Below are 9,378 nucleotides of genomic sequence, written 5' to 3' on the forward strand. Positions count from 1 at the left end.
CCCACGTCCGGTCCGCAAAATCCGGCCAGGTGGCGCTTTTGTCAAACCCGGGAGCGCTCTCCAGCTTCTCCTTCTCCACGTTCAGAATGAGCTTGTTCTCGGTGTTGGAGAACTCGAACGCGTTCCAGGGCATGGCAAAGAGCTTGTTCCCCATGCCGACAAACCCGCCGAAGGACAAAACGGCGTAAGCCAGACGGCCGTCCTTGGCGTCGAATACCAGTTCATGGATCTTGCCAAGGTTCTCATCCTGGCGATTGACGACGGACTCTCCGATGATCTTCGACGCCGAAACGACGCCGTACTTCTCCTGTACCTGCCTAGTCGAAGTTGCCATAACTCAATTCTCCTTTTTGTTTGCGTTCTGCGTTGCCTTTGCTGACCTGCAACTTGTGTGCCGCCGAAACGTCGTCACGTCTTTTCGCGCGACGCGACAACGCGTCAAGGATACCTGTCTACGCTTCGTGGACAAGGCAGCCCGAGCCGGTTGCCAGGGCATCGAACGGCTGATTCAAGGAAGTGCAGCCCCACCGGGCGTCGTTTTTCAGACCGCGTCCGCGGTTTCGTGCCCTGCGTCCGCTCGCGACGCGGAGGCGCATGAGTCCAATTTGTAGAAAGAGACATCCCGGGTTTCTCGTATGGACCCGTCCGGGATACCGCACTTCCTTTAAGCCCAACCGCTAAGCCCAACCGCCGCATCGACGTAAGAAAGAACAGCTGCCTTTCCCAAGGAATGGCTCAGCTCTTGCAAGGGTAGTCAATCGGCGGCCACGGCAACCCGACTCGCACACCGAAATGGGCATCGAGGACGCCAGGAGGAAATCATGGATCTAACATCGACAAACCTATTCGTCACGCTCCTCATCGGGGGTGTCGTCGGCTGGCTGGCGAGCATCGTGATGAAGGTCAACTACCAGATGGGAATTCTCGCCAACGTCATCGTCGGCATCATAGGCTCGTTTCTCGGCGTCTACGTCGCGAACGCGCTGGGTGTTCAGACCCACGGAGCGCCCGCGGCCTGGATCGTCGCCGTCCTCGGCGCAGCTCTTTTCATCTGGATTCTGCGTGCCCTAGGCGTCTTCTCCAGATTGAGCTCCGCGCGATAGTCAACGGCTCTTCGCCCGAACCTTCAAAGAGGGGAACGATTCCATGTCAGTCGCAAAGGTTTCCGAGATCAGCGCAACCTCGACGAAGAGCTTCGAGGATGCGATCCATCAAGGTATCGAGAGGGCGAACAAGACCCTCCGCAATGTCCATAGCGCGTGGATCAAAGACCAACAGGTCAAGTTGAGCAAAGGCTCCATCACGGAGTACCGGGTCAAAATGATGCTCACGTTCGTTGTCGACGACAACTAGAGGCCCAACGGTGGCGTGAGGGAGCAAGCGCAATCGAAGACTTGCTCCCCGTGCCCCTCAGGGCGAGGGGAGAATGAAAAATGAGGATGCATCAATACGCCCCAGTCGTGGCTGGGCTTATGTTGGCCGCAGCTTTCTACGGTTGCTCCGCACCCAAGCCGGCAGTACAGACCGGTGTGAAGTTGTTCTAACGTCCAAATCACAAAGAGGAAAACATGTATCTAAAAAGACCGTATCTGTTGACATCGATCGTTCTCACCGTTTCTGGCCTCTTGGTCGCCGGAGCCGCCGTGGCTCAGCAAAATCGGATTAGAGAATACCAGAGCAAGCTCGAGAAGCAGATCGCGAAAGAGGTCGAGGAATTCCGCTCGAATCGGTTGGAGCAACGGCGAGGGACGTTGGCGAGCATGACCACGGAAAACGGGGTTCGCCCCCGAGCTCTTCCTAAACCGCAACCCGATCCGAAAATGGCCGAGGAGCGAAGAGCGGAGCTCGAGGAGAGCATCGAGAGCTTCGAGCAACCCTTCAAGAGCGTCGTGAACGTCTCCGAGTCGAAGGACGGTAAGGGACAAGACGTGGAGATTCGGCTCACGATGCCGATCGACGCGTTCATGGAATTCGCTCCCATCGCAGCTCTCGAAGCCGCGGCCGTCCCGCACAAGTTCGAGGTAGTGAACATCTATCTGCGGGAAGAAACAACCGATCGGGTAGCTCGGGTCGCGTTCCGAGATGCCGAGCCCATAGCCGGCCGCTACCTCGCCGGTGACGAGGCTGCCGTTTCGGACATGAACGAGATCATCATCTGGCATTGATCGGTCAAAGAGCGGACTTTCATGCTACGGGAAACCGCAACGCCAGACCGTCTCTTATTAATAGTCGTCTTCTTGGAAAAGGAAAGAACGAGCCGATCGGAGCAGACGAAGGCTGGCGACAGAACCGCCGCGTCGAGGTAGGTGGCACCGACGGCATGGAGGCTATTTCACCTTCGCGACTGGTCGAAGATGTCGATGGAACGGGCGCATGCTCCACGCCAAGACCGCAGTCGCCGACGGCGCTGGGCGCGAGTGAGCCTCCACCAATCTCAATCTGGCGAGCGGGATGCGGAACCGCGAGTTGGACGTGGTGGTGGAGAACGAGGCCTTTTCGGCCGCCGCATGGAGGATGCTCGGAATCAGATGTGAAGCCGAAGGCGACTTGACGGCCCCGAGAGGCGACCGAGCACTAGATCAGGTAGATCGAGAAGACGAGGGCTCGAGTTTCGGCACCCAAGCGATGCGACGTTTGCCGCCCTTTTCTACAATTTGCCGGGCGGGCCCGGCGCTTTTTGACTCCTTCTTCCGGACCGCGTGTCGTTATTGCGATACACGGCAACAGCTTACATAGGAGTGCGACGTGACGAGCGCCTGGCCAGACTCTTGCTTACTGATGCGCTGGGCGGCCCCCGCCAAAACCGGGTCGAACCCCGACCCGAAGGCGCAGACGCAAGGAGGAATCCATGGGAAGTCTGCTAATGATGCTCTTCATCGGTTGGGAACTGCGAGATGACTAATGCAGACCGCTCGGAATTCCCATCCTCAACCACCGGAGTCGACGCGGTCAGCGTCGGCGCCCAAGCCCATCCCTTCTGTCCTGACAGGTCAGCGTCCCGAGCAGGGCAACGGCGGAAGGTCCGACGAGAGTCCGAAGGACGCTTCTTCATGGTCTCAGTGCGCGTTCGACCATGCTCCGATCGGCATGGCGCTCGTCGACATCGGGGGTTGCTTTCTCGAGGTCAACGCCGCGCTCTGCCGCATCACCGGGTATTCCCGGGACGAGCTCATGGCGACCAACTTTCGTGCCCTGACCCATTCCGAAGACATCGACCTCGAGGACCAACCGGCGCGGGACCTCCTGAGCGGTCGGGTCGCAAGCTATGCACTCGAGAAGCGCTACCGCCATCACCAGGGCCACTATGTCTGGATGCTCGTGACCGTTGCGCTCGTTCGTGACGAGCAAGGACAGCCATCCCACGCGATCTGGCAAGTCCAGAACATCTCCGAGCGTAAGGAGCGCGAGGACCAACTCGCGTATCTGGTCGACCACGACTACTTGACCGGCTTGTTCAACCGGCGCCGCTTCGAACAGGAACTGGTCAAAGAAGCCCACCGAACCGCACGTTACGGCTTCTCGAGCGCCCTGATCCTTGCCGATCTCGACCACTTCAAGGACGTCAACGACGCTCTGGGCCACGAGACGGGTGACGAGCTGCTCCAGGCCGTGGCCGAAACTCTTAGGCATCGAATCCGCCAGACGGACGTTCTGGCCCGGGTAGGCGGTGACGAATTCGCGGTCCTTCTACCGCAGACCGGAACCGATCAGGCCCTGACCGTCGCCGAGAACATCGTCGAGAGCCTGCGTCAGCGCGTTGTGGTCGACGGTGAACGGTCGATCCGCGTCACCGCCAGTGTGGGGGTGGCGTTGTTCGAGGGCCTCAACGCGGCCGAGCTGATGCCCCACGCCGACCTCGCCATGTACGAGGCCAAGGCGGCGGGGCGAGATCGCATCGCCATGTACCCACCCGCTTCCGACCGTAAAACCAAGGAGCCTGTCCGTGTAACCCGTCGGCTCGCCGCGCCTGGACGCGCCGGGCTCCGTGAGGCGGAGCGCATCCGTGGGGCCCTCGCCGCAGACGCCGTTTTGCTCTACGGCCAACCCGTCCTCGATCTCGAAGACAACGAGGTCCGGCGGTACGAGCTCGTGTTGAGACTCCCCGGCAAGAGGAGGGGCAATCTACTCTCGCCCCCGTACTTGGTCGATAAAGCCGAGGGGAATCGCCTGGGCTCGGCCATCGCTTGCTGGGCCATCCGCAAGGCGATCGCAACCATCGCAGAGTATGAGCGGGCCGAGCGCATGCTAGTGCTCCACGCCAGGCTCTCGGGCGCGACTCTCAATCCAGAGGTCACGAGGGTCATCGAGACCGCGCTGATCCAGTCCGGGATCGACCCCGCTTCTCTCGTCTTGGAGCTGACCGATACGAAAGCGATCGCTAGCCTCGAGCAGGTCAGGACCTGCACGCAGCGCCTGCGCGCCTATGGATGCCAGCTCGTCCTGGACGATTTTCCCAACGGCTGCGGTTCCTTCTACTACGTCAAGAACCTGCCCTTCGACTACGTGAAGATCGATGGCGACTTTATCCGCGGAATCGCGGAGAATCTCGAGGACCGGGTGGTCGTCGAGGCCATCGTCGACATCGCCCGAGGGCTCGGGAAGAAGACCATTGCCGAGCGCGTAGCCGACGATGCGACAGCGAGCGTCCTTCGTCAGAGCGGCGTCGACCACGCACTCGGCGACTACGTCGGGCAGGCTAGCCTCCTGACCGAAGTACTCGCCCAGTCGAGCAGTGCTAGCGATTCAGTGAAGTGATGCATGTCGGGAGCAGGAAGAGCCAATAGGATTTCGTTGAACACTTTTCCTTGATTTACGGTTTGTTCTCGCGCTCGGCACGGCGAGATCTTGCGGAAACGGAGCCCCGACACACCGTCCCTGATGCGAACTGGGCATCACAAGCTTTTCAGAAACTGGGCAAGACGTTTACAAGGGTCTCGACCCAGAACGGAGTTCATCGTCCCGAATTGGTGGTCACTCTCCGACTCCCCGATGCGCCGGAAAGGATCGTAACTTCCGTGCCGCGCTCCAGGTCGAGACGGTCGCGGCCCTCGAGGATCACCGTGCCCGCGCCGCCGCCCGCACCGATGGCCGCGCCAATGGCCGCGCCTTTGCCACCACCGGCGATCGCGCCGATGAGGGCGCCGATACCTGCGCCGATAGCACCCCGTTGAACGGTTTCTTGGGTCCGGCTGTCTTGCTCGACCGTGCCCTCATTATTTACGCTGAACGTTAGTCCATCAGGCGTCCGGACACTCTCGATCACCCCGTCGAAATCGTGGGTAACACCATCGCGCAGACGAATGGTCTCAAAACCGAGTGACATCTCTGAGCGACCGCTGAAGCGCCCCGAGCCGTTTACCCGGTTGACGAAACCGCCGATGACCGCATCCTGATATTGCGATGGACTGCGAATCGTCAATGTAAAACGGTCACCTTCACGGGCGTTCTCTGTGCTCAGCGCATCGTTCAGCGTTGCCACCAATCGAGTGCCATTGGGCACCGGCCCATGACCGGCCTCGGAGTCGGCGGTGACGGAATCCCCCAGTATCCAGGTATAGAGATCCCACTCGGCCTGGTCCGATGACTTTCGATAGAAGCTTTCGACCGTAACCGGTTGAGCGAGCTCCGCGTCATAGATGTGGCGTGTCAGTCGCAGATTGCGCCCGTCGTTCATCGGCTCGAACGTAACGCTGTAGTCATTTCCCCAATTCCCGGTCGTAGCCACTACTAACTGATCCCCGTAAAGGGTGGCGCGGGTAGTGATGGTGCTCCCGTCAGATGCCCGCTCGGTGCGGGCGCGGCCGTCCGCCTCGAACTCGACCCGCCGTGCGCGCGATGAGGCCATCTGGACGTGATTCTCGTTCCGGTCGATAGCAATCACGTCCGGCGCTTTCAGCCGGTTTATGAGGCTTTGGTAGGTAGCTTGCCGCCGGTCGGAAGAAACGGTGCGAGCGGCCTTTTCAGCTGCCTGACGCGGATCGTCGCCTCTGTTCCTCTCCAGTCGATACGTCCCCGTCAGGCGATGATAGAGCCCCATACCGACGCTCCTCGGCGTGTATCGAGGGTCACTCCAATTCCAGGCGACGTGATACACGCGCGCCAGATCGTCCACGTCGCGACGCAGCGCGAGCCAGTCGTTTTCCGCTTGCTCGCTCAGCCGATGGCGCTGCATGAAGGCGTCGATGCTCACGCCGCGCCGCAAGACGTCCTCGACATCGTTGGTGACGACCTGCTTGCGCCCGAAGTGGTCCTTCAGATGGTCCGTGGTCTCTGCGAATTCTTTCACGAACTGGTTGATGTCGTCTTCACCTTTCGAGCCGTCCATCGTGCTGTGGTCGAGGGCCTTATCGAGACTCTTGCGAAACCGGTCGGCTCCCTTGTCGATCCGTTTCAACAATTGCTCGACTTGCTTGTCGTCTACCCGAGCCACGTTGGTCCCCGGTACGGTCCAATGCGCGGTGACGCCGTAGATCGCTGCCAAGTCATCTAGATCCCGCCGCAGGTCCACCCAGTCGCGCTCGGCAGAAGCGTCCAGCTGGTTACGCATCATGAAGCTGTCGATGAGCGATGCACGGCTGAGCACTTCTTCGACATCGGCGGTACCGGATTTGCGATCGTTGACTCGATCGCGCAGACGGTCGGTGGCCTTCTCGAAATCCTTCACGGAACGGTTGATCTGATCTTCCTCTCGGCTGCCATTGATCGGATTTCGATCGATCGCTCGATCGAAACTGCCGCGAAAGGTATCCGTGCGTTTGTCGATGCGAGTCAACAGGTCTTTCACTTGTTGATCGCTCGATCGGCTTGGTCTTTGTTGTGCCGCGACCGCCGTACTTCCACTCGCAAGTGCAAGCAGAACGGCCAGGGCGGCTATCGGTCGAGATCTCGTCATAATCTTCTCCTGGTTTTTTCGTCGAGAGACCAGCAGGCAAAACCTGTCCTGGTCGGATTTGGACTGCTCCCTCAGACGGCTGCGACCTCGCTGGCGCCGTTGCCGGCAAGCGCGGAAGCGGCCGCTCCCACGCGGCGGACGGTCTCGTCCCGGACTTCCTCGCCTCGACGGATGGCCCGATCCTTCAACCCACGGGCAGAGTCAGCAGTTTCACGCCCCTTCTGCCGCATTGCCGCACGGGTGTTTTTGCCCGAGTGGGGAGCAAGGAGCAACGCCACGCTGGCGCCGGCTAGACCACCGGCCAGAAAGCAAACCATCTTGGTGGAATACGTGGTGCATTCATTCATGGAACCTCCTCGGTTCTCGTTCGTGTGTCGTCGGTTACTGCCGACTTGAACTCAACTTCGATAAGAGCAAGATCGTGACCATCTCTCACGCGTGAAAACGTCGCCACTCTCGCGGAAAGGCCGCCCACTCCGTCTCCGAAGGAAGGCGGATTGTAGATTGTTCCTCTGTTGCGCCTTCGGACTCGAGCTTCCATAGGTATATAGGTACCGAGAGAGTCACCCGTCGGTGGCCGTAGGAGCTCACCAGGCCCACGACCACCGAAGGCCGGTCGATAGCCTTACCAAGTTTCCTCTCGACCGGTTCATCGCTCAGCTGACATTGAAGTCCCTGGTCCCGGCGGAGGTGCCATTCAGGAGAACTTCGACCTTGTAACCGCCGGTTGGCCATGGGTCCGGCTTGGACAGGTGGAACTCGGTTGCGGTGGCGCCGCCGGTGGGGGCGATATTCTGCGTGGACTCATCGACCACTTGCCCGTCCTCATACGTCCAGCGGGCGGTGAGAGTGGCGCTCGGGGCAGAACCGTCGGTCGTCACCGATACATAGAAGGTCTCGGCGGGTCCAAAGGAATCGGTCTTTTCCGCAATCGCTTTGTCTGCAGTGACGCTCCGCCCAACGGCGATGTCGGTTACCTTCACGCCGGCCTGAACCGCTTTCTTGGGTGCAGAGCAACCGAAGAAAGCCACCGCCAACGACACGCTGACGACAGTTCGAACGCATTGATTGATACTCATTTTTCTCTCCTCAAACTTTCGGGATTTGCAGTTCTTGTCCAGGGTAGATGAGGTCCGGATCCTTGATGAGGTTCCGGTTCGCCTCGTAGATCTTGGTCCACTTCTGAGCGTCGCCGTACTCTCGCTTGGCGATCTTGGACAGGCTGTCGCCGCTGACGACGACATAGGTCCGCCCCGTGGTCACGGAAGGCGCACTCGTTTTCGGTCCTGTTCGACCGGGGCTCGGAGCGGTGCTGGAGCCGCCGCTCCGAACGTTGGAAAAGTCCGTCCGCGGTTTTTCCTTCTTACCAAAAAGATCTCCAAAAATTCCCACGTCTCCTCCTCTCGGCGCGCTTTGGATTTCTGAATCCGTTCTCGCGAGCCGCGACTGTGTTATGAGTAATTTGCTTTTGCGAACATCCGATCAATGAGAGTTCGTTTCCCGCTACCGCTTGGTTTCCTCCGGATGCTCTACTTCTTCCCTGTAAGCAGAATTCCAGCGCCCGTGACCAGAAGAGCCATCCCCGCCCACACCGGGACGTTCACTCGCTCCTTCTCGGTGATGTTGATCTCCACGGGACCCAGCTTGGCCTCATGGGTCTCGCTGGTGTAACTGAATCCCCCGTAGGCGAGGGCCAGGGCCCCAGCGACCAAAAGCGCAATTGCGAGAATTCGCATTCCGATTTTCTTCCTTGGCGCGGGGCACGGGAAGCAAGCGTATCGAACGCTCGCTCCCGAGCCATACAGCCTGGGCTAGAGGGTCTAATCGTCGATGACAAAGGTGAGCATCATGTTGACCTGGTACTCCGTGATGGAGCCGCTGGTCAACCTGACCTGTTGCTCTTTGATCCACGCGCTCTGAACGTTGCGGAGCGTCTTGCTCGCCCTCTCGATGCCTCGCTGGATCGCATCCTCGAAGCTCTTCGTCGAAGTGGCGCTGATCTCGGAAACCTTTGCTACTGACATGTCATGCGCTCCTTGAACGTCGTCAGCGCGCTGCGCTCAACCGAGAGAAGACGCCGAGCGCCCGGAGAATCCAGATGAGTAGCGCTGCGCCGAGAATGGCTACGATCCAGGATGCAGGCGCCCCCTGAGCGCGCACACCCAGGGCATTGGCAACGTAGACGCCGAGAAACGATCCGAAGATGCCGACGATGACGTTGGCCAGGATTCCCATCTGGTTGTTGGCCTTCATCACGATGCTCGCCAGCCAGCCGACGATGCCGCCGATGATGAGCGTTATGAATAGATTTGTCGATGCTAGATCCATGATTTCCTCCTCGCCTCCGCGACACCCGTGCCGGTGTTCGGCGCGATTGCCGTGGCTGCTGATTGATTGCTACTGCAAGAGCCGAGCCATCCCCTTCGGAAACGTCCATTTCTCGGCTACGTCGATGCGGCGGCGAGGCTTTCAGGTCAGGGAGGCAA

The 9,378-nt window shown here is 59.8% G+C and carries 12 protein-coding genes; 4 read left to right on the forward strand and 8 right to left on the reverse strand.

The genetic code is table 11. The annotated features are described in order from the left end of the window. Positions 1-334, reverse strand: a 334-nt coding sequence (locus VEK15_07055; protein HXV60432.1) for a PRC-barrel domain-containing protein, incomplete at its 3' end; no start/stop codon positions are given. 487 nt (positions 335-821) lie between these two features. Between VEK15_07055 and VEK15_07060 the strand changes: the two genes are divergently transcribed. From VEK15_07060 to VEK15_07075, 4 genes are all read left to right on the forward strand, one after another. Beyond that, positions 822-1,103 carry a GlsB/YeaQ/YmgE family stress response membrane protein gene (locus tag VEK15_07060; GenBank protein ID HXV60433.1) on the forward strand — a complete coding sequence of 94 codons (282 nt, stop codon included), beginning with the start codon at positions 822-824 and terminating at the stop codon, positions 1,101-1,103. A gap of 43 nt (positions 1,104-1,146) precedes the next feature. Then, positions 1,147-1,353, forward strand: coding sequence for a dodecin family protein (locus tag VEK15_07065; protein ID HXV60434.1), 207 nt, complete (start codon positions 1,147-1,149; stop codon positions 1,351-1,353). A gap of 215 nt (positions 1,354-1,568) precedes the next feature. Further along, entirely contained in the window at positions 1,569-2,165 is a 597-nt protein-coding gene (locus tag VEK15_07070; protein HXV60435.1) for a hypothetical protein, read from the forward strand. Positions 2,166-2,901: 736 nt separating this feature from the next. Further along, positions 2,902-4,755 (forward strand): EAL domain-containing protein, encoded by a 1,854-nt coding sequence (locus VEK15_07075; GenBank protein HXV60436.1) that lies wholly within the window; start codon positions 2,902-2,904, stop codon positions 4,753-4,755. A gap of 196 nt (positions 4,756-4,951) precedes the next feature. Here the strand turns inward: VEK15_07075 and VEK15_07080 are convergent, their stop codons facing one another. From VEK15_07080 to VEK15_07110, 7 genes are all read right to left on the reverse strand, one after another. Next, positions 4,952-6,784: a hypothetical protein gene (locus VEK15_07080; protein HXV60437.1), complete on the reverse strand. Its 1,833-nt coding sequence runs from the start codon at positions 6,782-6,784 to the stop codon at positions 4,952-4,954. 179 nt (positions 6,785-6,963) lie between these two features. Then, on the reverse strand, positions 6,964-7,239 hold the full coding sequence (locus VEK15_07085) for a YtxH domain-containing protein (GenBank protein HXV60438.1): 276 nt from the start codon (positions 7,237-7,239) through the stop codon (positions 6,964-6,966). Between the two features lie 309 nt (positions 7,240-7,548). Continuing rightward, entirely contained in the window at positions 7,549-7,971 is a 423-nt protein-coding gene (locus tag VEK15_07090) for a hypothetical protein (GenBank protein HXV60439.1), read from the reverse strand. Between the two features lie 10 nt (positions 7,972-7,981). Continuing rightward, positions 7,982-8,278, reverse strand: a complete 297-nt coding sequence (locus tag VEK15_07095) for a LysM peptidoglycan-binding domain-containing protein (protein ID HXV60440.1) — start codon at positions 8,276-8,278, stop codon at positions 7,982-7,984. A gap of 143 nt (positions 8,279-8,421) precedes the next feature. Next, complete coding sequence (locus VEK15_07100) at positions 8,422-8,628, reverse strand: hypothetical protein (GenBank protein HXV60441.1); 207 nt, start codon at positions 8,626-8,628, stop codon at positions 8,422-8,424. Positions 8,629-8,712: 84 nt separating this feature from the next. Then, a complete protein-coding gene (locus VEK15_07105) occupies positions 8,713-8,916 on the reverse strand; it encodes a dodecin family protein (GenBank protein ID HXV60442.1) in 204 nt (67 codons plus the stop codon). A gap of 22 nt (positions 8,917-8,938) precedes the next feature. After that, the gene (locus tag VEK15_07110) at positions 8,939-9,220 is read right to left on the reverse strand and encodes a GlsB/YeaQ/YmgE family stress response membrane protein (protein ID HXV60443.1); all 282 of its coding nucleotides are present in this window, start codon (positions 9,218-9,220) and stop codon (positions 8,939-8,941) included. Positions 9,221-9,378: the final 158 nt, after the last annotated feature.

The sequence above is a fragment of the Vicinamibacteria bacterium genome (assembly GCA_035620555.1).
In the GTDB taxonomy this organism is placed as follows: domain Bacteria; phylum Acidobacteriota; class Vicinamibacteria; order Marinacidobacterales; family SMYC01; genus DASPGQ01.

Excerpts from the sequence above, each read along its gene's own strand:
- VEK15_07060 (HXV60433.1), top strand. The coding sequence starts at position 822 with ATGGATCTAACATCGACAAACCTATTCGTCACGCTCCTCATCGGGGGT.
- VEK15_07065 (HXV60434.1), top strand. The coding sequence starts at position 1,147 with ATGTCAGTCGCAAAGGTTTCCGAGATCAGCGCAACCTCGACGAAGAGC.
- VEK15_07070 (HXV60435.1), top strand. The coding sequence starts at position 1,569 with ATGTATCTAAAAAGACCGTATCTGTTGACATCGATCGTTCTCACCGTT.
- VEK15_07075 (HXV60436.1), top strand. The coding sequence starts at position 2,902 with ATGCAGACCGCTCGGAATTCCCATCCTCAACCACCGGAGTCGACGCGG.
- VEK15_07085 (HXV60438.1), bottom strand. The coding sequence starts at position 7,239 with ATGAATGAATGCACCACGTATTCCACCAAGATGGTTTGCTTTCTGGCC.
- VEK15_07090 (HXV60439.1), bottom strand. The coding sequence starts at position 7,971 with ATGAGTATCAATCAATGCGTTCGAACTGTCGTCAGCGTGTCGTTGGCG.
- VEK15_07100 (HXV60441.1), bottom strand. The coding sequence starts at position 8,628 with ATGCGAATTCTCGCAATTGCGCTTTTGGTCGCTGGGGCCCTGGCCCTC.
- VEK15_07105 (HXV60442.1), bottom strand. The coding sequence starts at position 8,916 with ATGTCAGTAGCAAAGGTTTCCGAGATCAGCGCCACTTCGACGAAGAGC.
- VEK15_07110 (HXV60443.1), bottom strand. The coding sequence starts at position 9,220 with ATGGATCTAGCATCGACAAATCTATTCATAACGCTCATCATCGGCGGC.